The sequence below is a fragment of the Streptomyces chromofuscus genome (assembly GCF_015160875.1).
GTDB lineage: Bacteria > Actinomycetota > Actinomycetes > Streptomycetales > Streptomycetaceae > Streptomyces > Streptomyces chromofuscus.
This window is the reverse complement of the sequence record NZ_CP063374.1, coordinates 3052575-3074128: the sequence shown is the minus strand read 5'-3', so window position 1 is coordinate 3074128 and position 21554 is coordinate 3052575. Positions and strand designations below refer to the sequence as shown.

The window sequence follows — 21554 nt, the reverse complement described above, 5'->3', positions numbered from 1 at the left end:
GTCCGGCGGGCGCCGCTCACGGCCGCCACGTCACCCGGTGCTCGGCGAGGTGGGCCAGCACCGCGTGGTTGGCCTCCCAGCCGTCCGGGAACTTCACCACCGTCCCCAGCTGGACCGGCTCCGTCGACGGGTAGTCGTCGAGCAGCTCGCCCACCCCCGCCCGGCAGACCACGATGCACGCGTGCCGGTGGCGCGAGGCCAGCACGCACAGACGGCCGGTCTCCAGGTGGAAGGCGGTGGCGTCGGGGCGACCGGACAGGGGATGCAGGACGACCGTGACGTCGTACTCCCGGCCCTGGAGACGGTTCGCCGTGTCCACCGTGACCTCGCCCGCGCCCAGCTCGGCGAGGGCCGCCCGGACGGCCGCCGCCTGGTCGCGGTGGGCCGTGCCGACGGCGATCCGGTCGGCGGTCAGCGGCGTCGGGTCGGGCGAGCGCTCCGATGTGGCCGCACCACCCCGGTCCAGCAGCCGTCGTACCACCGTCGCCACCGCCCGCACCGCCTCCGGATCGGTACGCGGCGTGTGCCGGGCGGGCAGCTCCAGCAGGCCCCAGCCCGACTCCGCCGCCTCGTCGATCACCCGGTCGGGCGCGGAGCCGTCCGACGGGACGCCGAAGCCGAGCCGCCGGTCGCCGTGCCCGGTGCCGCTGCGGAACGGCGTGTACGGGTAGAACGCGTCCGAGACCAGCGGCGCCGCCGAGGCGGGCAGCCGCCAGGACACCGGCAGCCGGTGCTGCGGCAGCTCGGGGTTGTGGGCCAGCAGGGTGGTGACCGCGGACGCCGACGGGTCGTACGACAGGCCCGCCCACTGCTCGCTGCCCACGATGGCGAACGGGTCCAGCTGGCCGGGATCGCCCACGAACAGCGCCCGCTCGAACAGACCGGCCACGGCGAGCAGCGAGTCCGACCGCATCTGGTACGCCTCGTCGACGATCGCGTGCCGCCACGGCTCGTCGACCTTCACATGGCCCCACTTCGCGGCTGTGGAGATGACCACGGGCAGGCCGGCGAGGTCCGCCGCCTTCGCCGACTTCCGTACGTGCGGCAGGTCGTCCAGAGCCTTGTCGTACGGGTCGCTGTCGCTGCTGTGCAGCCGGCCCACCGGCAGCTCCGGGCTCTTCTCGGCGAGCCGCAGGACGAGGTCGTCGACCTGCGCGTTGGTCTGCGCGACGACCATCAGCGGGCGGCCCGCGTCGGCCAGTTCCCGTGCCGCGCGGACCACCAGCGTGGACTTCCCGGCGCCGGGTGGGGAGTCGACGACGACACCGCGGTGCGCGCCGTGCAGCGTGTCGTGAAGGATCGCGCCGGTGGCGCGGGCCGCCGCGGCACCGGGGTCGAAGGCGGTCTGCGTGGTCACAGGACGTCCTCCTCGGTCACGGGATCGGCGGGCTCGGCATCGGTCCGCTCACCGGGCGGCCCGCCGTGCGTCCACGGGGTCTGCTCCGGGTCGGGCAGCTTCGCGCCGCCCCGCTGCTCGTGCTCGAACAGCGTGAAGCACACCGCGTCGCCCTTCTCCGGCACGGACCCGGCCTCGGGCTCCTTGCCGCGGCCCATCTTGTCGAGGATCCGCAGGACGATCAGCGTGCCGCCGTCGCCCTGGGCACCGGCGTCCTCATGTCCGACGAACTCGGCGGACTGCGGTTTGCCGCCCAGCGACCGGTACACCTTCGCCCGCTCGCCCAGGTGCGGCCGGTCGTCCGTGCGGACGGTGACCAGCGGGCGCGGGCTGGGGCGCTTGCCCTCGCTGTACGCCATGACCACCTCCGTGACCTCGCCCGCGAACGCCTCCCCGGACAGCCGCCGACCCGCCATCACCAGCGGATCGTCGAGGGCCTCCTGTGCCTCCAGCCGGGCCTGCTCGCGTTCGCGCGCGGCCAGCTTGTTCGCCGCCGTGACCGCGTCGTCGCGGCGCGGCTGCGGGGGCTCACCCGCGAGCACCCGGTCACGGTGGCCGGTGAAAGACCAGCGGTCGCGGGTCCACCGCTCCTCGACCCGCGCGCCCTCCGGCAGCTCCCGCAGCAGGTCCAGGCCGTGCCAGACCGCGTCCCAGGTGGGGCGCGTGACCCGCTCGATCAGCGCCCGGATCTGCTGCTCGGCCGCCGTGACGTCACCGAGCCGGTCGTCCGCCTCCAGACCGTCCTCGGCGGCGGCGAGGGCGGTGCGCGCGCGGTCGTAGCGCGCGATGGCCGGGGCGAGCAGCTTGTTGTCGAACGCCGGGTCGGTGGCCGGGCCCGCCGGCGGGCAGACGAGCCGGCCCTGCGCGTCCCGGTGCAGCTCCGCCCGCAGCGCGGCCTCGGCGCCGGTCGTCCCCTCCGGCGGGTCGATCCAGGCGAGCAGTGCGCCCAGGTGCTGGTCCTCCAGGCTGGACTGGCCGGTCGCCCAGTGCCGGGACAGCACCTCCGTCAGGGCCAGCAGCAGCGAGGAGCCGGGAACCCGGGCCCGCTCCCCGTAGTGCGTCAGCCACCGGCCGAGCAGCGGCACCCTCGGCGGCGCGGGATGGGGCGCCTCCGGGTCCTGTTCCGCCGTACGGCGAAAGCGCATCGAGCGCCCCAGCAGCCGTACGAAGTCGATGCCCGCGCGGCTCGGCACGATCACCTGCGCGGCGTCCGCGCACAGCTCGACCTCGACCTTGACCCGCTTGCCGGTCTCCGGGTCGGTCTCGGTGCGCTCGGCCGCCTCGACGCTCTCGGCGTGGGCGTCGATGTGGGGCAGGACGACGTCCGCCAGTTCGGCCAGGAAGGTGAATCGGAGGTCGCGGTCGCGCGGCTGCGGCACGACCAGCAGGCGCGGGGCGTCCCGGTCGGTGCCGACCATGGCGCCGAGCGGGGCGCCGGCCTCGCCGGCGGTGGTCAGCGGCACGAGGACGAGGGGACGCTCGGACAGGTGCCGGTGCCGGACGGTGGCGGTGGGCTGGGCGCGGCCGGTGTCGACGGCCTCCAGACGGGCGAGGGTGGAGATCAGCGACACCGGGCGGCCTCCGGGGACTCGGCGCGCCGGCGGGGTGCGTCGGGGTGCGGGTGGGGTGCGTCGCGGTGCCGGCGGGGTGCCTGGGGGTGCTGTTCGTCGTCCAGTGCGGGGGCGTCGGGCAGTACGGGTGCGTCGGGTGTGCCGCGGTGCTGCGCGCCCAGGGCCTCCGCGCGCAGGCGTGCCGCGCGGCGCAGGGCCGCCACCGCCGGGTCGTCCGGGTCGCCGGCCTCGCCCCGGGCCGCGGCGAGGACGTCCCCGACGGTCGTCAGACCGCCCAGTTCCGCGCGGACCGAGCGGCCGAGGGAGGTCACCGCGCCCCGGGCGCGGGAGCGCTCACGGCAGTGGAAGGCCAGCTCGCACGCGGACAGGCACTCGGGAGCGTACGTCGCCGGAACCGACTCGACCGCGGCGGTGAGCCGGTCGGCGGGCAGCTCGGGGGAGAAGCACGTGCCCTCGGGGAGCGTGTCGGCGATGTCCTCGATGCGGGTGAGGCGGGTCAGCTGGCGCAGGGTGACGGCGCGCTGCTTGCGCACGTCGACGGCCGAGGCGGTGGACAGGTTCGAGAAGTCCTTCGGGCAGACCAGCAGGACCCGGTGCCGCACCGGCGGGGCGGGCTCCATGCGGGCGGCGACCGCCTCCAGCGCCAGCACGTACACCGCCGCCTGCCGGGCCGCCGCGCCCACCTTCGCGGGGTCCGCCGAGCCGTCCAGCATCGGGAACGACTTGATCTCCACGACCGTCCAGCCGCCGTCCGGGTGCACGACCACGGCGTCGGGCTCCAGGAACGCGGGGGAGCCGGCCACGTCGAGCGCGAGCATCGGATGGTCGAGCAGCGTCCAGCCGCCGGCCTCGACGGCCTCGCGCAGCGCCAGCGCCGTCCGCGCGGCACGCCCCTCGGGGCCGATGGCGGACAGCTCCGGCACGCGCGCGTGCGCGGGTGGCTCGGCGCGCGGATCCAGCTTCTCGTGCGCCAGCCGCAGCAGCTCCGCGCCGCCGTCCGCCTTGACCCGCGCCTCGAACGCGTTGCCCCGCATGAAGGCGAACTGCGACTGCCCGAACGCCGAGGGCGAGCCCAGCGCGTCCGCCAGTGCCGCCTTGTTCACCCCGGCGCCGTCCAGGATCGCGCGGCGCCGGCAGCCCGGGTTGGCGGCGAGGGCCGCCAGGGCGCGCGCGTCCAGCGCCTTGGCCGGAAGGTCGGGACCGCGCAGCTCAGCGAGCCGGTGCCGGAGCGCCGTCCCCCGCGTCCGTGGGGGAGGCACCCGGCTCGGCTCCTGGTCCGAACCGCGACTCGCGCTGCCGTGGAATTCGCTCACCCGCCGAAGTCTGACATCCACCACTGACAATCGAGGCACGAGCGGTAAGAGAGTCCGGTGCGGCCGGTGCGGTACGCGCCGTCAGCCACGTCCGCACGCCGTTCGCGCACCGCGTCACGTACGGCGCCAGCAGCAGACCGGCACCCATCACGGCGGCACCCGCGACCGCGTCGAGGAAGTAGTGGTTGGCGGTGCCCATCACCACGACGGTGGTCACCAGCGGGTACACGACCCCCGCGGCCTTGGCGAGGCGGGTGCCGCCGTACCGCCACAAAATCACCCCGCACCACAGCGCCCAGCCCACGTGCAGGCTCGGCATCGCGGCGTACTGGTTGGTCATGTCGCCCAGCCCGCGCGGCGCGCTCGCCTCGCCGGCCCACCAGCCGTACGAGCTGTACTGGGCCATGGTGTCCACGAACCCGTACCCGGCCGACAGCAGGCGCGGCGGGCAGGTCGGCATCAGCGTGAAGCCGACGAGACCGATGAAGGTGGCCGTCATCAGCCAGGTGCGGGCCGCGCGGTACCGCACGGTCCGGGAGCGGAAGAGCCATATGAGCAGCGCGGGCGTGACCAGGTAGTGCAGCGACGCGTACCAGAAGTCGGCCGGTACGCCGATCCACGCTTCCCGTGTGAACAGGCGGTTGAGCGGGTGCTCGGCGTTGAGGTGCAGGGCCTTCTCGACGCGCAGTATCGCCAGGCCGTGGTCGACGGCGGTGGTGACGTCGCCGCGGGCGAGCAGCCGGCCCGCCGAATAGCAGGCGTACACCAGAAGGATCAGCGGCAGTTCGGCCCACCAGCGCAGCCGGGGAGAATGAGGGACCGCCTCGATGCCCGGTGCCTCGGCGTGCGGCATCCGATCGCCCTCCCCCTTCTCGTCGCGCGGCGCCCCTCGGCCCGGCGGCCGGTCGAACCACTTTACGGTGTATGTGTCAGCCCTCTACGGGTGCCCTTCCGGCCCTGATAGACGCCGAGATCGCCCCCCGGGGTTGCCCCCGAACAGGGTGCGCGATGATGGAGGGGTTCCGCCTCAGTTCTCCAGGAAAGGCCCCGTCCCCTCATGGCACCGCGCATCCTGCTGGCCCGGCACGGGCAGACGGAGTGGTCGCTGGCCGGCAAGCACACCGGCAGGACCGACATCCCCCTCCTCGACGAGGGCCGGCGCGGCGCGAAACTCCTCGGCGAGCGCCTTCACCAGGCGCCTTACGCCGGGCTCCCGGACGTCGAGGTCCGCACCAGCCCGCTCTCCCGCGCGCGGGAGACCTGCGAGCTGGCCGGCTTCGGCTCCCGGGCCGCCACCTGGGACGCGCTCCTGGAATGGGACTACGGCGCGTACGAGGGCCTGACCCCGGCCGAGATCCAGTCCCTGCGTCCCGGCTGGCTGATCTGGCGCGACGGCGTCCCCGAGGGCGAGACCCCGGCCGCGGTGACCGCCCGCGCGGACGAGGTCGTCACGTGGGCCCGCTCACAGGACCGCGACGTCCTGGTCTTCGCCCACGGCCACGTCCTCCGCTCGATCGGCGCCCGCTGGCTGGGCCTGCCGATCGACTTCGCGGCCCGCATCCGCCTCCATCCGACGTCCTTGTCGGTGCTGGGCTGGGCGTACGGGGAGCCCGCGATCGAGAGCTGGAACGACGTGGGGCATCTCGCGGGGTAGCCGCCGCGTGGCTGCCGTGGCTGCCCTGGCTGCGGGTCGCCGACCGGGTGAGTTACGCCGTACGAATGGTTCGGGTGGCCGGTGACGCCGAGGACGCCGTACGTGCGTGCTGCGTGGCGCAGGGGTGAAGGACGCGTACGTGCGTGCTGCGTGGCGCAGGGGTGAAGGACGCGTACGTGCGTGCTGCGTGGCGCAGGGGTCAAGGACGCGTACGTGCGTGCTGCGTGGCGCAGGGGTCAAGGACGCGTACGTGCGTGCTGCGTGGCGCAGGGGTCAAGGACGCGTACGTCCCGTGCTGCGAGGGCGCAGGGACGAGGACGTGTACGTACGTAAGTGCGTGCCAAGGGCTCGCAGGGCCGAGAGAGCCGCACGTCAACCCGCGCGGGGCGGCACCGCCGTGCCTGGCCCGCCGCCAGGCACGAGGACGCCGTACCCCCGCCCGCGTCACACGGACCGCGGCAACGAAGCGTGCCGCTCCAGGAACCCCGACACCCCCGAGGCCCGCCGGTGCGGCAGCAGCACCCGCGCCGTCCCCGCCAACATCGCCTGGATCCGCGACGACTGCACCTCGTCCAGCAGATCAAGCACCCGCATGCCCGCCGCGGCGGCCTCGTCGGGTCGCCCCCCGCGCGCGAGATCGTCCGCGAGCTCCGCCGTGTACAGCGCGATGTTGCGGGTGAAGTGCGGATCCTGGAGGTGCGCCGCCCTCCGGGCGTGCCGGGCGGCCCGCGTCCAGTCGCCCAGCGTCGACCAGCACTGCGCCTCCAGCACCTCCAACTCGGCCTCGCCGTAGAAGGTCATCCACTCCGGGTCGGCGTCCGAGGGGCCTCGCTCGAAGAGGGCATGCGCGCGTGTGAGCGCCTGCGCGCACCCGGTGCGGTCGGCGAGCCCCGCCCAGCCCCCCGCCTCGCGCAACGCCAGCAGGGACATCAGCCGAGCCGACCCCAGGGGCCGTGCGATCCGCTGCGCGGCCTGCGCCGCCCGCACCGCCTCGCGCGGCCGTCCGGCGTCCCGCGCGAGGAACGCCGTGTTGCAGAAGGCGTGCGCCTCCAGCCCCGGATCGCCGGTCATCCGCGCGGTCGCCAGCGCCTCCGCGTAGTGCGAACGCGCGTCGTCGAACCGCCCCGAGTCGTGCGCCAGCCAGCCCACGGAGATGGCCAGTTCACCGGCGCCCGAGTGCAGTCGGTCGGCGGTCGCCTGCCGTGTCGCCCCGGCGTCCAGCAGCGCGTAAGCGGCGCGCAGCGGAGCCGCCGCGCGCCGGTACAACCCGTCCGCGCCGTGCCGGTCGTCGAGCAACCGGATTCTGCGAACGGCCTCTTCGAGTGCGCCCGCCTCGCTCGCCCCGGCGCGCCGCACGGGGCGTTCCGCCGCCGACGCGTCGAGTGCGAGCCCGAAGGGGCCCAGCGAGGCGGCGGCCACGGTGGCGCCCCCGCCGGTCATGAATGCGCGACGCAGCACGTCGCTCTCCTCGTAGTTGATGTGCGTGTCGTACGTGTCCTGCGTGTCATACGGGTCCTGCGTGGCATACGGCTCGCCCGCCCCACGGGCCTCACTGGCGTCCTGCGCCGCGCTCATGGAGTGAACGGGGGGCGTGTCCTCGTCCGTGCGCGCCCCACGGCCCCGTCCGCGCACGGACGAACGGGGAGCGAACCCCAGATCGGTGAGCGTGCGCCCGGGGAACATGTGCAGGAACACCCGTTCGTAGGCGTAGTTGGGGCAACGAATCTCACCTGCCTCCACCCGTCCGATGTAGCGCGCGTCACAGCTGACCCGCTCACCGATCTCGCGCGCGGCCCGTCGTACCGCCGCGGCGAACTCGGCGGGCGAGCGCCTGCCGCGCAGGCGCCGGAAGGCGAGGTTCGGCCGCGGCGGCCGGTTGGGCTGGGACGAGGTCACCGTTGACGACGTCATGGCCGGGTCCTCTCGTGCGAACCGTCGAACCATGCTGGAAAAGGGCCAGTTGAACTATTTGTCCAGTGTTCAAAGTGATGCCCTGATTCCGGCGGGCAAGAACGTACCTGCTGTGCCGGGCACGCCACGCAGTGTTTGGCTACAAACCGGATATCTCATCCAGCATCTGCCATGAACTGCCATCCTTTGCGGCGCACTTCCGCGTAGCCGTTGACGTCGTGCGGCGTTGAATCCTGTGGACCGGGAGCCGCCCGACTCCCGACCTGCACGCCCAAGGAGGGTTCCGTGGTGGAGGCCGGGATGGAGACCAGCCAGAACATCGATTCCCGTGCGCCGTTGCCGGCGTGCGACCTCGTGACGGTTCCTGCCCGGCAGGGGCTGGAGGCGGTGGACATCCTCCGGCGCGGTGAGGTCGAGGCCGTGGGACCGGTCCTGCACGACGACGACTGCGACACCCTCTGCTTCGTGGTGCCGCCCGGGACGGCGGCGGCGTGGGACATGCCGGGCAGCACGTGCACGGAGACCGACGGACGCGGACTGTCCCTGGCTCCGCAGCCGCCGGCCGCCGGCCCCGAGGCGCTCCCCGGCTCGGCGTGGCTGCTGCCGCCGGACGAGGCGGAACGGGCGACCGACCCGGCGGTGCTGCGCCGGGCGCTGGGCGAGGCGGCACGGACGATCGAGGCGGCGGACAACTGCCGCTGACGGGCACGGCGGCCCCGGGCCGCCGTCACCCGCCTTCCCGCAGCGCCCCGGCGCCCACCTGCGCCGACGCCGGCTGAGCCGAAGCCGCCCGACCCGCCGATAATGGCTGGATGGGAAAGTCCAGGAAGCCACGGCGGTCGCAGGCCGCCGTCGAAGCCGTCGTCGAGACCGTCGACGGCGGGCTCGCCCAGCTCATCCCCGACCGGGACCGGGCGCGGGCCTGGACGCTGTTGATCGACGGAGCCCCGCAGTCGCACGTCGACCTGGACGACCCCGCGTACCTCTCCTTCGAGTACCAGCGGCGCCTCGGTCATGTCATCGACCTCGCCGCCCCGCCCGGCAAGCCTCTGCAGGCCGTGCACCTCGGCGGCGGCGCCCTCACCCTCGCCCGTTACGTCGCCGCCACCCGTCCCCGCTCCACCCAGCAGGTCGTCGAACGCGACGCGCCCCTGGTGGAACTCGTGCGCCGGGAACTGCCGTTGGCGCCGGGCGCGCGCATCCGGGTGCGGTCGACGGATGCCCGCGAAGGGCTCGGGAAGGTGCCGGACGGCTGGGCCGACCTGGTCGTCGCCGACGTGTTCAGCGGGACCCGGACGCCCGCCCACCTCACCTCGACCGAGTTCCTCGACGAGGTCCGCAGGGCGCTGCGCCCCGGTGGGCTCTACGCCGCCAACCTCGCCGACGGACCGCCACTGGCCCACCTGCGCGGCCAGATTGCCACCGCCGCCGCGCGCTTCACGGAGCTCGCCCTCGTCGCCGACCCGGCGGTGCTCCGCGGGAAGCGCTTCGGCAACGCCGTCCTCGTCGCCTCCGACGACCCGCTCCCGCTCGCCGAACTGACCCGCCGCGCCGCCTCCGACCCCCATCCCGGCCGCGTCGAACACGGCAGGCAGCTCACCGACTTCACCGGAGGCGCCGCCCCGGTCACGGACGCGGCGGCGGTCGCCTCCCCGGCACCCCCACCGTCGGTCTTCCGCTGACACGCGCGCGCGGCCACGGCGGAGCAGCCCGTCCGGCACGCCCGCCACGCACCCGACAACCGGCCCGCGCAGACGCCGGCCCGCCCCAACGCTGCTCAGTACGTGCCGATCTCCACCCGCGGCGGCCCGTCGTGCCACGTGCAGAACACCGACACCCGCTCGGCGCCCGCGGCGAACTCCACCCGGATCCACGACTCCGTCTTCCACACCTGCATCGACCAGCCCGCGTCCGGGGTCGCCGACACCAGCGTCGCGGAGTTCTCCCCGAGGTCGAAGACGGCCCGGCCACCGTCGGTGGCGTAGCTCCTGACCTGTCCGGACGCGGAAGCGGCGGCGGTCGGGACCGCGCTCGGGCCGGTGCTCGCGGTGGCGGAAGGGGTGGGGGGCGCCTTCCGCGTCGGCGAGGCGGCAGGGCTCCGCGACGGTTCCGGTCGTGGCGTGCTCACCGGGGTGGAGCTCGGCCGGGGTTCACGCGTGGCCGGGTCGGCCGCGGTGACCGGGAGGGCGCGCGGTGGGTCGTACGCCGTGCCCGTCATGACCGTGTGGACACCCCACCACGACAGCGTGGTCGCCGCACCGGTGGCGAGCGACCAGGCAAGTACGTGTACGACTCCTCTGAGCATCGCGGGCCATCCTGCCTTACCCACACCACCGCTGTCCCACCGGCCACGGCAGACAACGAGTTGTCCACAACAGCCGGGTTGTCCACAGGCGCCGGACCCGGCTCCCTCGCATGGCGTACGGTGCGGCGCATGGCAAGTGTGCTCGTGGTCGAGGACGACCAGTTCGTGCGCTCGGCGCTCATCCGGCACCTGACCGACGCGTCGCACACCGTGCGCAGCGTCGGTACGGCACTGGAGGCGCTGCGCGAGGTCGCCCATTTCCGTTTCGACGTGGTCATCCTGGACCTCGGTCTGCCCGACCTCGACGGGTCCGAGGCCCTGAAGATGCTGCGCGGCATCACGGACGTGCCGGTGATCATCGCCACCGCACGGGACGACGAGACGGAGATAGTCCGGCTGCTGAACGACGGCGCGGACGACTATCTGACCAAGCCCTTCTCCGTCGAGCACCTGTCCGCCCGGATCGCCGCGGTCCTGCGCCGCTCCCGCGCCGCGGCCGGTGACGTGCCGCCGTCGCCGGTGCTGCGGGTCGGCGGACTGACGGTGGACCCGCTGCGGCGCCAGGCCGAGCTGGACGGCGTACGACTGGACCTCACCCGGCGCGAGTTCGACCTGCTGGCCTTCCTGGCCGGACGCCCCGGTGTCGTCGTGTCCCGCAGGGAACTGCTCGCCGAGGTGTGGCAGCAGTCCTACGGCGACGACCAGACCATCGACGTCCATCTGTCCTGGCTGCGAAGGAAACTGGGCGAGACGGCCGCCCGCCCGCGCTACCTGCACACCCTGCGCGGTGTCGGCGTGAAGCTGGAACCGCCGGGAGCGGAGGCACGGCCATGAGGTGGGCACTGGTCAAGGTCTCGCTGGCGGTCACGGCCATGGTCGTGGTCGCCTTCGCGGTGCCGCTCGGGCTGGTCATCAAGGAGATGGCCCGCGACCGCGCCTTCTCCGACGCCGAGCGCGACGCGGCGGAGATCGCCCCGGCGCTGTCCATCACCACCGATCGGGCCCAACTGGAACGCGCCGTCGCCGCCGCGGGTTCCGGTGACGGGATGGCCCTGCACATACCGGGCGACGAAGGCGCGCAGGCCGTCGCCATCGGGCGGCAGCGCGCCGCCGACGCGGACATCGAGACCACCCGGGAGACGGGCCGCGCCTCCACGGCCCGGGCGCCCGGCGGTTCGGCCCTGCTCCAGCCGGTCGCGCTGAACTCCGGCCGGCTCGCCGTCGTCGAGGTGTTCATCCCCGACTCGGCGGTCGCCAAGGGTGTGGGTACGGCGTGGGCGGTGCTGGCCGGGGTCGGGCTCGCGCTGGTCGTCGGGTCGGTCGCGGTCGCGGACCGGCTGGGCGCACGGATGGTGCGGCCGGCGCAACGGCTGGTCGAGGGCGCGCGGGAGCTGGGCGACGGACGGCTGGGCGCCCGGGTGCCCGAGGAGGGGCCGCGCGAACTGCGCCTGGCGGCCGTGGCGTTCAACTCGATGGCCGACCAGGTCGTCCAGCTCCTCGCCAACGAGCGGGAATTGGCGGCGGACCTGTCCCACCGGCTGCGGACACCGCTGACCGTGCTGCGGCTGAACGCGGCCTCGCTCGGGGACGGGCCGGCCGCAGACCAGACCCGGGCCGCGGTCGCCCAGCTGGAACGGGAGGTCGACACGATCATCCGCACCGCCCGGGAGGCCAAGCCGCAGACCGCCGCGGCCGGTCCCGGCGCCGGATGCGACGCGGCGGAGGTGGTGCGGGAGCGGATGGAGTTCTGGTCGGCGCTGGCGGAGGACGAGGGCCGCAAGGTGCGGATGGCCGGCGTGGACCGGCCCGTGCGCATACCCGTGGCCCGCGCCGACCTGGCCGCCGCGCTCGACGCGCTGCTCGGCAACGTCTTCCGGCACACCCCCGAGGGCACCGCCTTCGCGGTCGACGTGCACAACGGCGAGGACGCGGTGATCGTGCTCGTTTCCGACGCGGGACCCGGCATACCCGACCCCGAGGCGGCGATGGCGCGCGGCCGGGGCTCCGGCAGCGACGGGTCGACCGGGCTCGGCCTGGACATCGTGCGGCGGCTCGCGGAGTCGACGGGCGGCGACGTGCGCATCGGGTCGTCGGTGCTGGGCGGCGCGGAAGTACGCATCTGGATCCAGGTGGACGGGCGGGAGCGGGCGCCCGGACGGCGCAGTCACCGCGGGTCCGTCAGACGCCGCAGACCGGGCAGACCGAGCGCGACCTTCAACCGCCCCGGATCCCTTCCTTAAGCGCACCACAAGATCCCGCCGGTCCGGATCAGGCGCTTTGCCCGATTCCGGCCGCGCCCCCCGTGAACAGCGAAGGCAGGCACCTGATGAGCACGCACCGGCGCAGGATCAGCGGCAGAAACAAGGCGATCGGCGGGGCCTCCCGCCCCCGGGCTACGCATCGCGACCTCGCCGTGCCCCGCCCGCCTGCACGCCGCGACCTCGGCCTCCGCCCGGCCTCAGCCCTCGGCCCGTTCCTCCCGCCCCGGCTACACCCCCTCGACCGACGGCAGCGTCCCCGAGCGTGCCGCCTCGCCGTACCACCGGGCGCTCGACTTCGGCGTCCGCTCCAGCGTCGCGTAGTCGACGTACACCGCGCCGAAGCGCTTGCCGTAGCCGTATGCCCACTCGAAGTTGTCCATCAGGGACCACAGGTAGTAGCCCCGGACGTCGGCGCCGTCCTCGATGGCCCGGCGGACCGCCGACAGGTGACCGTGGAGGTAGGAGATGCGCTCCGGGTCGTGCACCCGGCCGTCGGGGTCGGGCTTGTCGTCGTAGGCGGCGCCGTTCTCGGTGATGTACAGCGGCAGGCCCGGCACCTCACGCGCGTACCGCATGATCAGCTCGTGCAGGCCCGACGGGTCGATGGTCCAGCCCATCTCCGTGCGCTCGCCCGGCGTCTGGTGGAACGCCACGTCCTCCGCGCCCGGCCAGGGGGAGTGGTCGCTGGCGCCGTGACCGTCGGCGCGCGGGCCCTTCAGGTCGTTCGCCGCCGCCGAGACCAGCGTCGGGGTGTAGTAGTTGAGGCCCAGTGCGTCCAGCGGCTGCCGGATCGTGCCCAGGTCGCCGTCCTTGACGTACGACCAGTCGGTCACCGATTCCGTCGCGGCGAACAGCGTCTGCGGGTAGGCGCCGTGCAGCATCGGCCCGTGGAAGACCCCGTTGGCCAGGTCGTCGATCTTGCGCACCGCCGCCAGGTCGGCCGGGTCCTGCGAAACCGGGCGGACCACCGACGAGTTGAGGGACACGGCGACCGAGTTGCGGGCCGGCATGACCGACCGCAGGGCCGACGTGCCCAACCCGTGCGCCAGGTTCAGGTGATGGGCCGCGCGCAGCGAGGCCTCCGGTTCCGTGCGGCCGGGCGCGTGCACCCCCGAGCCGTACCCGAGGAAGGCGCTGCACCACGGCTCGTTGAGCGTGATCCACTGCTCCACCCGGTCGCCCAGCGCCTCCCCGACGATCTGCGCGTACTCGGCGAACCGGAACGCCGTGTCCCGCTCCGGCCAGCCGCCCGCGTCCTCCAGCTCCTGCGGCAGGTCCCAGTGGTAGAGGGTGACCGCCGGCCTGATACCGACGGCCAGCAGCTCGTCGACCAGCCGCCGGTAGAAGTCCAGGCCGACCTGGACGGCGGGGCCGCGCCCGGTGGGCTGCACCCGGGGCCAGGAAATGGAGAAGCGGTACGCCGTCAGGCCCAGCTCGGCCATCAGCGCCACGTCGTCGCGGAAGCGGTGATAGTGGTCGACAGCGATGTCACCGTGCTCGCCGCCGGCCGTCCTGCCCGGCGTGTGGCTGAAGGTGTCCCAGATGGAGGAGGTGCGGCCGCCCTCCCGCACCGCACCCTCGATCTGGTACGCGGAGGTGGCCGCGCCCCAGAGGAAGGCGGGAGGGAAGGACACCGGCGATGCGGGTTCAGGCATGGAAGCGCTCCCATTGGAGGTCGTGGGACCGCCGGGTCGTGGTGTGCGACCGGCAGGTCGTGGAGACCGGCGAATAAGGACGAACAAGTAGGGGAGAGGAGGCAGGAAGGGGCCGAGGCGGCGGTGACCCGGCCCCTGGGCCGAAAGCGGGCGTCAGCCCTTGACGGCCCCCTGCATGATGCCGCCGACGATCTGCTTGCCGAAGATCGCGAAGACCAGCAGCAGCGGCAGGGTGCCCAGCAGCGCCCCGGCCATGATGAGGGACTGGTCGGGGGTGTAGCCGCGGCCCAGACCCGCGACCGCCACCTGGACGGTCGGGTTGCCCGTCTGGGTCAGTACCAGGAACGGCCACAGGAAGTCGTTCCACGTCTGGACGAACATCAGCATGCCGAGCACCGCCATCGCGGGCCGGGCCGCCGGGAACACGATGTGCCACACCACGCGCCAGCTGCTCGCGCCGTCCACCCGGGCGGCCTCGATCAGCTCGTCGGGAAGGGCCTGGAGCAGGTACTGGCGCATGAAGAACACGCCGAACGCGCTCACGATCGACGGCAGGATCACCGCCTGGAGCTGGTCGGTCCAGTCCAGCTCGGCGACCATCATGTACAGCGGGATCACGCTGAGCTGCGGCGGCACCATCATCGTGCCGATGACGATCAGCATCAGCGCGTTACGGCCCCGGAACCGCAGCTTGGCGAAGGCGAACCCGGCGATCGTCGACAGCACCACGATGGTGACCGCCGAGATCCCGGCCACGATGGTGGTGTTGAGGAAGGCCTCGCCCAGGTTGGCGTCCTGCCAGGCGATCTCCAGGTTGTCCATCAGGTTCGAGCCGAACCAGAACGGCGGCGGCGTCTCGGCCAGCCGCTGGTTGTCCCGGGACGCCGCGATCGCCGTCCACACCAGCGGGAACAGCGAGCCGATGGTGAACAGGGCGAGGATCGCGTACGCGACGGGCCCGGCGTGCAGGGTCCCGCCGGCGCGGGCGGCCTTGGGGCCGCGTACGCGCCCCTTGGGGGCCTCGGCCTCCCGGTCAACCGGAGTCAGTGTCGTCGTCACGGCCGGTCTCCTTAACTACTGGCGCGCAGCCGGCGCGAGATGACGTAGTTGACGATCCCGATCACGATGAGGATCAGGAACATCGTCCAGGCGATGGCGGAGGCGCGGCCCAGGTGCTGGTTGACCCAGCCCTGCTCGTACAGGTACAGGCCGAGCGTCTGGAACTGGTGCTGGGACCCGCCCGACGCGCCCTTGTTCGCGTCGAACAGCAGCGGCTCACCGAACACCTGGGAGGCGCCGATGGTCGACACGACGACGGTGAACAGGATCGTCGGCCGCAGCGACGGCAGCGTCACATGGAGGAACTGCTGCCAGCGGTTGGCCCCGTCCAGCGCCGCCGACTCGTACAGGTCCTGCGGGATCGCCTGCATCGCGGCCAGGTAGATCAGCGCGTTGTACCCGGTCCAGCGCCAGATGACGATGGTCGAGACGGCGATCTGCGAGGGCCACTTGTCGTTCTGCCAGTCGATGTTGTCGATGCCGACGGCCCCGAGCGCCCAGTTGATCATGCCGTAGTCGCGGCCGAACAGCAGCACGAAGACCAGCGAGGCGGCGGCGATCGAGGTGGCGTACGGAGCGAGCATCACGACCCGGTAGAAGGTCGAGGCGCGCAGCTTGTAGTTGAGGATGTGGGCCAGGCCCAGCGCCATCAGCAGCTGCGGCACCGTGGAGATGACGCCGATGGTCAGGGTGTTGCGGGCCGCGTTCCAGAAGAAGTCGTCGTCGAAGATCCGGGTGTAGTTGCGCAGGCCCACCCAGTTCATGTCGGTGGGCGCGGTCAGCTCCACCTGGTGCAGCGAGGCCCAGCCGGTGTAGACCAGCGGGAACAGGCCGAACGCCAGGAACAGCAGGAAGAACGGCGAGACGAAGGCGTACGGGCTCCAGCGCATGTCCCGCTGCCAGCGGCGGGACAGCCGGGCCCGGCGCCGCCGCTCCTGGTCGGAGACCGGCGCGCCGGCCGACGGGCGGGCCGGGGCCGCGCCCCCCTCCTTGGCGGGGGGCGCGGCGGCGGTGTCGTGCCCAGTGGTCATACGGGTCACTGGTCCAGGTTGTTGTCGATGGTCTTGACGGCCGTGTCCCAGGCCTCCTTGGCGGACTTGCCCTGGGCGACGAGGATCACGCCGTTGTCGGTCAGACCCTGCTGGATGATCTGGTCCTTCGGGCCGATCACCTGGACCGGGGCGTCCTTCGCGGCCTCGGCGAAGATCTCGCCGATCGGGGCGTCACCGGTCATGTCGTTCTTGGCGGTCTTGACCTCGGGCATCTCGTACGCGGGCGGCGTGCTCGGGAAGTTGCCCTGCACCTTGAACAGCTTGGCCTGCTGCTCGGGCGCGGTCAGCCAGGCGGCCAGCTTCGCGGCCTCCTCGGCGTTCTTGCCGGACTTGGGCACGGCCAGGAACGAGCCGCCCCAGTTGCCGGACTTGGGCGCCGCGGCCACGTCCCACTTGCCGGCCGCGTCCGGCTTCGACTTGCCCTTGATGTAGCCGAGCATCCACGGCGGGCAGGACATCGCCGCGAACTTGCTGTTGGCGATGGTGGTGTCCCAGGCGGGCTGGAACTGCGTCTGGTTGCCGACCAGTCCGTCCTCGGCGGCCGCCGCGGTCAGGTCGAACGCGGCCTTCACGGCCGGGTTGGTCTTGTAGATGACCTCGCCGGAGGAGTCGTAGAACCGCTCGGTCTCACTGCTGAGGATGGCCTGGAGCAGACCGCCGGGGGAGTCCATGAAGGTGGTGCCGGACGGCGCGTTCTTCTGGTAGTCCCGCCCGGCGTCGACGAACTTCTCCCAGTCGCCCGCCCACAGCGCGCCCACTTCCTCGCGGTCGGTGGGCAGGCCGGCCTTCTCGAACAGGTCCTTGCGGTAGCAGATGGCCATGGGGCCGACGTCCGTGCCGAGGCCGATCGTCTGGCCGTCGGGGGTGGCGGCCTGCTTCCACTTCCACTCCAGGTAGTCGCTCTCCTTGCCGTACTTCGACAGGTCGAGGAGCTTCGCCCCCTGGGTCTGCGCCACCTCGGCTATGTTGCCGACCTCGACGGCCTGGATGTCCATCAGGCCGCTGTTCGTGGTGAGGTGGTTGACGAGCGCCGGGTAGTAGTTCTCGTTGCGCTCGGTGACGTTCTCCTTGATCGTGATGTCCGGGTGGAGCTTCATGTACTCGTCGTACAGACCGGCTTCCTTGAAGCCCATCGTCCCGAACAGCCCCAGGGTGATCGTGGTCTTGCCCTCGCCGCCGGACGAGCCGGAGCCGCCCTCGTCGCCGCCGTCGTCGGCACAGCCGGCCAGCAGCCCGGCGCCCAGCGTCGCGATGGCCGCGAGGACCACCGACTTACGTGCTCGCATTGCGTCCTCCTGTTGCCCTGACGTGCCGACCCCCCGGCCAACTGCATGGTTGGGCCCGTAAGTTGTGCTCGCTGCGGCTCGGGCGGGGAACGTGCGGGTTGTGTATGTGTCAGGTACTGTGGGAGCGCTCCCACCAGTGATGTGTTGAAGAGTCGTCGGTTCCCGCGGGGGTGTCAAGGGAGCGGACAGCGGGAGATGTGTTCAGTTATCGGGCTGTTAACTGGAACCCACGGGTCCGCTGTGGTCGGCGCACGGACGCGGTTTCGGCCTCCCTCGGGGTCGCGGCCGGTGAGGGTCACCCCAGCACACGGGACTGTTAGATTCCAGCCCAGCGTGATGAACGGCGGCGGAAGGCGGAGCCCATGGCAAGCCACGGAGCGCGGGGCCGGAGCGGTGGCCGGCCCACCCTGGAGGAGGTCGCCGCGCGCGCCGGCGTGGGCCGGGGCACGGTCTCCCGGGTGATCAACGGCTCGCCCCGGGTCAGCGACGCGACCCGCGCGGCGGTTCAGGCGGCGGTCGCCGAGCTGGGGTACGTCCCGAACACCGCGGCCCGCGCCCTCGCCGCGAACCGCACGGACGCGATCGCCCTCGTCGTCCCGGAGCCGGAGACCCGGTTCTTCGCGGAGCCGTACTTCTCGGACATGCTGCGCGGTGTCGGAGCCGAGCTGTACGACACCGAGATGCAGTTGCTGCTGATCTTCGCGGGCAGCGACCGGGAGCGCCGTCGGCTCGCCCAGTACCTGGCGGCGCACCGGGTGGACGGCGTCCTGCTGGTCTCGGTGCACGCGGACGACCCGCTGCCGGACCTGCTGGCCCAGCTGGAGATCCCGGCGGTGATCAGCGGCCCGCGCTCCGCGGGGGAGACCCTCACCTCGGTGGACTCGGACAACTACGGCGGCGCCCGCTCCGCCGTGGAACACCTGATCGGCCGGGGGCGCCGGCGAATAGCGCACATCACCGGCCGCCTCGACGTCTACGGCGCCCAGCGGCGCATCGACGGCTACCGCGAGGCGCTGCGCGACGCCGGGCACCCGGCGGACGAGCGGCTGATCGAGGCGGGCGACTTCACCGAGGAGGGCGGCCGGCGCGCGATGACCGAGCTGCTCGCCCGCCGTCCCGACCTGGACGCGGTCTTCGCGGCCTCCGACGTGACAGCGGCGGGCGCCCGCCAGGTCCTGCGCGAGGCGGGCCGTCGTATCCCCGACGACGTGGCCCTGGTCGGCTACGACGACTCCGCGATCGCCCGCCACATGGATCCGCCGCTCACCAGCGTGCGCCAGCCGATCGAGGAGATGGGCCGCAGGATGATCGATCTGCTGCTCAACGAGATCGCCGACCGGCGCCCGGCGGTCTCCCGCGGCCTGGAGCGCCGGCAGGTGGTGCTGGCGACGGAGCTGGTGGAGCGGGCGTCGTCGTAGCGGCCGGGTTGCGCCGGGTGAGTCAGGGGGCGCCGCGCGGACGGCCAGGTCGGGACGCGGGCCCCTCGGGTCGTGCTTAAGATCCGCGCGTGGCACACACCTTCGAGGAACTTCTGGCGAAACAGCGGACCGCCGACGAGGCGCACACGAGGGTCCTGGAGCTCCGGGACGCCTACGGTCCGCCGACTCAGGAGGGCGGTTGGAACGAGCCTCAGCGCGAGACGTACGAGACGGCCTGGCGGGCCTGGCGCGACCTCGACCGCGATCTGGGGCAGACGGTGACCGAGTACGCGAAGGAGAAGGGGACGACGCGCGCGGAGGTCGAGGCGGAGCTCCGGAAGGTCCTGCCGGACCCGGAGGTGCGGTGGGGCACGACTGAGGGCTGACCCCTGTCCAGGGATCAGCCCTCAGTCGTCAAGGGTGAGTGACGGGACTCGAACCCGCGGCATCCTGGACCACAACCAGGTGCTCTACCAGCTGAGCTACACCCACCATGACCGGTGGTTCTACTGTCGTTTCCCCGACCGGCCGAGAAAAAGTGTACAGGGTCCGAAGGGGTGCTCGCGCACGGCTTTCGCGGCGCCCCTCCCGTGGGCTCCGTCAGGCGGGCTGAGCAGGCAGGACGTGCTTGGCGGCGATCGCCTTCGCCGTGTCGGAGTCCGGGCCGGGCTGCGGCACGAAGACGGCCTCCCGGTAGTAGCGGAGCTCGGCGATGGACTCGCGGATGTCCGCGAGGGCCCGGTGGTTGCCGTTCTTCTCCGGACTGTTGAAGTAGGCCCGTGGATACCAGCGGCGGGCCAGCTCCTTGATGCTGGAGACGTCGACGATCCGGTAGTGGAGGTAGTCCTCCAGGGTCGGCATGTCGCGCAGCAGGAAGCCGCGGTCGGTGCTGACGGAGTTGCCGCACAGCGGGGCCTTGCCGGGTTCCTTGACGTGCTCGCGTACGTACGCCAGGACCTGCTCCTCGGCGTCCGCGAGGGTCGTGCCGTTCGGCAGCTCCGCGAGCAGACCGGACGCCGTGTGCATCTGACGCACCACCTCCGGCATCGTCTCCAGCGCCCGGTCCGGCGGACGGATGACGATGTCCACACCCTCGCCGAGCACGTTCAGCTCGGAGTCGGTGACGAGGGCGGCCACCTCGATGAGCGCGTCGTCGGACAGCGAGAGGCCGGTCATCTCGCAGTCGATCCACACCATGCGATCGTTCATGCGTCCACCCTACGGCCGACATGCACATGTGAGGTGTGCCGCGTACGTGCGGAGACCGTGCGGGGACGGTCGCGGGGCCCACAGGGGCGGGTCGCCCCCCTGTGGACCCCGTCACACGTCCCGGCCCTCACGCTCCGCTGCGCTGCCCCGGCAGGCTCGCGCGGGCGTACGCCTCCCGGGCGTGGTCGCCCGGCAGCGACGAGGAGCCGACCGCGCTCGCCGTGCGGCGGGCCTGGATCGGCACCGGGCCGTCCGGGTGCAGCGGGGCGGGCGGGGGGCCTGCCTGCGGGGGCGGGCCGGTCATCGGCGCGGGCGTGCTCGCCGGGCCGTCGCCGTCCGTCGCGCGCTCGGACTGCGGGCGGCGCGCCCGGTACGCCGCCCGGTACGCGGCCGGGGACGAGCCCAGCTGGCGGCGGAAGTGGCCGCGCAGCGCGACCGGCGAACGGAAGCCGCAGCGGCCCGCCACCTCGTCCACCGAGTAGTCCGACGTCTCCAGCAGGCGCTGCGCCTGGAGCACCCGCTGGGTGATCAGCCACTGCAGGGGCGCGCTGCCCGTCAGCGAGCGGAAGCGGCGGTCGAACGTGCGACGGCTCATGTACGCCCGTGCCGCGAGCGTCTCCACGTCGAACTGCTCGTGGAGGTGCTCCAGCGCCCAGGCGACGACCTCGGCGAGCGGGTCGGCGCCGATCTCCTCGGGTAAAGACCGATCGAGGTAGCGCTCCTGCCCGCCGGTGCGGCGCGGCGGGACCACCAATCGGCGGGCCAGCGCACCGGCCGCCTCGTTGCCGTGGTCCGTCCGCACGATGTGCAGACAGAGATCGATTCCGGCCGCGGTGCCCGCGGACGTCAGCACGTCCCCGTCGTCGACGAACAGCTCCCGCGGGTCCACGTGGACCGACGGGTAGCGCTTCGCCAGCGTCGGCGCGTACATCCAGTGCGTGGTGGCCGGGCGGCCGTCGAGCAGGCCGGCCGCCGCGAGGACGAACGCCCCCGTGCACAGGCCCACGATGCGGGCGCCCTCCTCGTGCGCCCGGCGCAGCGCGTCGAGCGCGTCCTCCGGCGGCGGCGAGGTGATCGACCGCCAGGCGGGCACGACCACCGTGCCCGCGCGGGCGATCGCCTCCAGGCCGTGCGGCGCGGTCAGTTCCAGGCCCCCTGTGGTCCGCAGGGGGCCTTCCTCACCCGCGCACACCAGCAGTCGGTAGCGCGGTACGCCGGCGTCCTGGCGGTCGATCCCGAACACCGACAGCGGTATGGAACTCTCGAAGATGGGGCCGCCGCTGAACAGCAGCACCGCGACGATCTCCTTACGGCGGCGCCCGGACAGTTTCCGGGCCGCGGCGTCCGGCGCGGCAGTGGAGTCGTGGCTCATACTGCTAAGCCCCCCTTGGTGGTCGCGGCTCCTCGGTTGTGTCGCTCCTGCACGTTTCCCCTCGGTCCTGCACGAGTCCCCCGCCGTAGACA

The 21554-nt window shown here is 72.9% G+C and carries 20 protein-coding genes and 1 tRNA gene; 8 read left to right on the top strand and 13 right to left on the bottom strand.

What is annotated here, in order from left to right; translation table 11 throughout:
• Window positions 1–16: 16 nt before the first annotated feature.
• Genes IPT68_RS13765 through IPT68_RS13750 form a run of 4 tightly spaced genes read right to left on the bottom strand, consistent with a single transcriptional unit; the run spans window position 17 to window position 5133 of the window.
• Window positions 17–1357: an AAA domain-containing protein gene (locus tag IPT68_RS13765; RefSeq protein WP_189699058.1), complete on the bottom strand. Its 1341-nt coding sequence runs from the start codon at window positions 1355–1357 to the stop codon at window positions 17–19.
• Window positions 1354–2967, bottom strand: a complete 1614-nt coding sequence (locus tag IPT68_RS13760; protein ID WP_189699057.1) for a hypothetical protein — start codon at window positions 2965–2967, stop codon at window positions 1354–1356. The genes IPT68_RS13765 and IPT68_RS13760 overlap by 4 nt, the downstream gene beginning before the upstream one ends.
• Window positions 2958–4226: a hypothetical protein gene (locus IPT68_RS13755; RefSeq protein ID WP_228040428.1), complete on the bottom strand. Its 1269-nt coding sequence runs from the start codon at window positions 4224–4226 to the stop codon at window positions 2958–2960. The genes IPT68_RS13760 and IPT68_RS13755 overlap by 10 nt, the downstream gene beginning before the upstream one ends.
• The gene (locus tag IPT68_RS13750) at window positions 4177–5133 is read right to left on the bottom strand and encodes a phosphatase PAP2 family protein (protein ID WP_189699056.1); all 957 of its coding nucleotides are present in this window, start codon (window positions 5131–5133) and stop codon (window positions 4177–4179) included. The genes IPT68_RS13755 and IPT68_RS13750 overlap by 50 nt, the downstream gene beginning before the upstream one ends.
• A 204-nt stretch (window positions 5134–5337) precedes the next feature.
• Between IPT68_RS13750 and IPT68_RS13745 the strand changes: the two genes are divergently transcribed.
• A complete protein-coding gene (locus tag IPT68_RS13745; protein ID WP_189699055.1) occupies window positions 5338–5934 on the top strand; it encodes a histidine phosphatase family protein in 597 nt (198 codons plus the stop codon).
• 444 nt (window positions 5935–6378) lie between these two features.
• Here IPT68_RS13745 and IPT68_RS13740 read toward each other — a convergent pair whose 3' ends face one another.
• The gene (locus IPT68_RS13740; RefSeq protein WP_189699054.1) at window positions 6379–7845 is read right to left on the bottom strand and encodes a hypothetical protein; all 1467 of its coding nucleotides are present in this window, start codon (window positions 7843–7845) and stop codon (window positions 6379–6381) included.
• Window positions 7846–7876: 31 nt separating this feature from the next.
• Here IPT68_RS13740 and IPT68_RS13735 point away from each other — a divergent pair, with 31 nt between their 5' ends.
• The 3 genes from IPT68_RS13735 to IPT68_RS13725 all read left to right on the top strand — a co-directional run bounded on the left by IPT68_RS13735 (window position 7877) and on the right by IPT68_RS13725 (window position 9527).
• A complete protein-coding gene (locus IPT68_RS13735) occupies window positions 7877–8020 on the top strand; it encodes a hypothetical protein (protein ID WP_189699053.1) in 144 nt (47 codons plus the stop codon).
• A gap of 110 nt (window positions 8021–8130) precedes the next feature.
• Window positions 8131–8547: a hypothetical protein gene (locus IPT68_RS13730; RefSeq protein WP_189699052.1), complete on the top strand. Its 417-nt coding sequence runs from the start codon at window positions 8131–8133 to the stop codon at window positions 8545–8547.
• Window positions 8548–8657: 110 nt separating this feature from the next.
• Complete coding sequence (locus tag IPT68_RS13725) at window positions 8658–9527, top strand: spermidine synthase (RefSeq protein ID WP_189699051.1); 870 nt, start codon at window positions 8658–8660, stop codon at window positions 9525–9527.
• Between the two features lie 95 nt (window positions 9528–9622).
• Here IPT68_RS13725 and IPT68_RS13720 read toward each other — a convergent pair whose 3' ends face one another.
• Complete coding sequence (locus tag IPT68_RS13720) at window positions 9623–10150, bottom strand: RAD23 family protein (protein ID WP_189699050.1); 528 nt, start codon at window positions 10148–10150, stop codon at window positions 9623–9625.
• Window positions 10151–10279: 129 nt separating this feature from the next.
• Between IPT68_RS13720 and IPT68_RS13715 the strand changes: the two genes are divergently transcribed.
• Together IPT68_RS13715 and IPT68_RS13710 are read left to right on the top strand one after the other, a co-directional pair.
• Window positions 10280–10984, top strand: coding sequence for a response regulator transcription factor (locus IPT68_RS13715; protein WP_189699049.1), 705 nt, complete (start codon window positions 10280–10282; stop codon window positions 10982–10984).
• On the top strand, window positions 10981–12390 hold the full coding sequence (locus tag IPT68_RS13710; RefSeq protein ID WP_189699048.1) for a sensor histidine kinase: 1410 nt from the start codon (window positions 10981–10983) through the stop codon (window positions 12388–12390). Before IPT68_RS13715 ends, IPT68_RS13710 begins: the two co-directional genes overlap by 4 nt.
• Before the next feature lie 248 nt (window positions 12391–12638).
• Here IPT68_RS13710 and IPT68_RS13705 read toward each other — a convergent pair whose 3' ends face one another.
• The 4 genes from IPT68_RS13705 to IPT68_RS13690 all read right to left on the bottom strand — a co-directional run bounded on the left by IPT68_RS13705 (window position 12639) and on the right by IPT68_RS13690 (window position 17463).
• Window positions 12639–14066 carry a GH1 family beta-glucosidase gene (locus IPT68_RS13705; protein WP_189699047.1) on the bottom strand — a complete coding sequence of 476 codons (1428 nt, stop codon included), beginning with the start codon at window positions 14064–14066 and terminating at the stop codon, window positions 12639–12641.
• A gap of 153 nt (window positions 14067–14219) precedes the next feature.
• The gene (locus IPT68_RS13700; RefSeq protein ID WP_189699046.1) at window positions 14220–15125 is read right to left on the bottom strand and encodes a carbohydrate ABC transporter permease; all 906 of its coding nucleotides are present in this window, start codon (window positions 15123–15125) and stop codon (window positions 14220–14222) included.
• Between the two features lie 11 nt (window positions 15126–15136).
• Entirely contained in the window at window positions 15137–16156 is a 1020-nt protein-coding gene (locus IPT68_RS13695; RefSeq protein WP_189699045.1) for a carbohydrate ABC transporter permease, read from the bottom strand.
• 5 nt (window positions 16157–16161) lie between these two features.
• Entirely contained in the window at window positions 16162–17463 is a 1302-nt protein-coding gene (locus IPT68_RS13690) for an ABC transporter substrate-binding protein (protein WP_189699044.1), read from the bottom strand.
• Window positions 17464–17825: 362 nt separating this feature from the next.
• Between IPT68_RS13690 and IPT68_RS13685 the strand changes: the two genes are divergently transcribed.
• Both IPT68_RS13685 and IPT68_RS13680 read left to right on the top strand, forming a co-directional pair.
• Entirely contained in the window at window positions 17826–18881 is a 1056-nt protein-coding gene (locus tag IPT68_RS13685; protein WP_189699043.1) for a LacI family DNA-binding transcriptional regulator, read from the top strand.
• 89 nt (window positions 18882–18970) lie between these two features.
• On the top strand, window positions 18971–19267 hold the full coding sequence (locus IPT68_RS13680) for a hypothetical protein (protein WP_189699042.1): 297 nt from the start codon (window positions 18971–18973) through the stop codon (window positions 19265–19267).
• 33 nt (window positions 19268–19300) lie between these two features.
• On the opposite strand, the gene IPT68_RS13675 is transcribed toward IPT68_RS13680, so the two are convergent.
• From IPT68_RS13675 to IPT68_RS13665, 3 genes are all read right to left on the bottom strand, one after another.
• Window positions 19301–19373: transfer RNA gene (locus tag IPT68_RS13675), tRNA-His, on the bottom strand.
• Between the two features lie 108 nt (window positions 19374–19481).
• A complete protein-coding gene (orn, locus tag IPT68_RS13670; RefSeq protein ID WP_189699041.1) occupies window positions 19482–20090 on the bottom strand; it encodes an oligoribonuclease in 609 nt (202 codons plus the stop codon).
• Window positions 20091–20217: 127 nt separating this feature from the next.
• The gene (locus IPT68_RS13665; RefSeq protein WP_189699040.1) at window positions 20218–21462 is read right to left on the bottom strand and encodes a helix-turn-helix domain-containing protein; all 1245 of its coding nucleotides are present in this window, start codon (window positions 21460–21462) and stop codon (window positions 20218–20220) included.
• Window positions 21463–21554 lie beyond the last annotated feature (92 nt).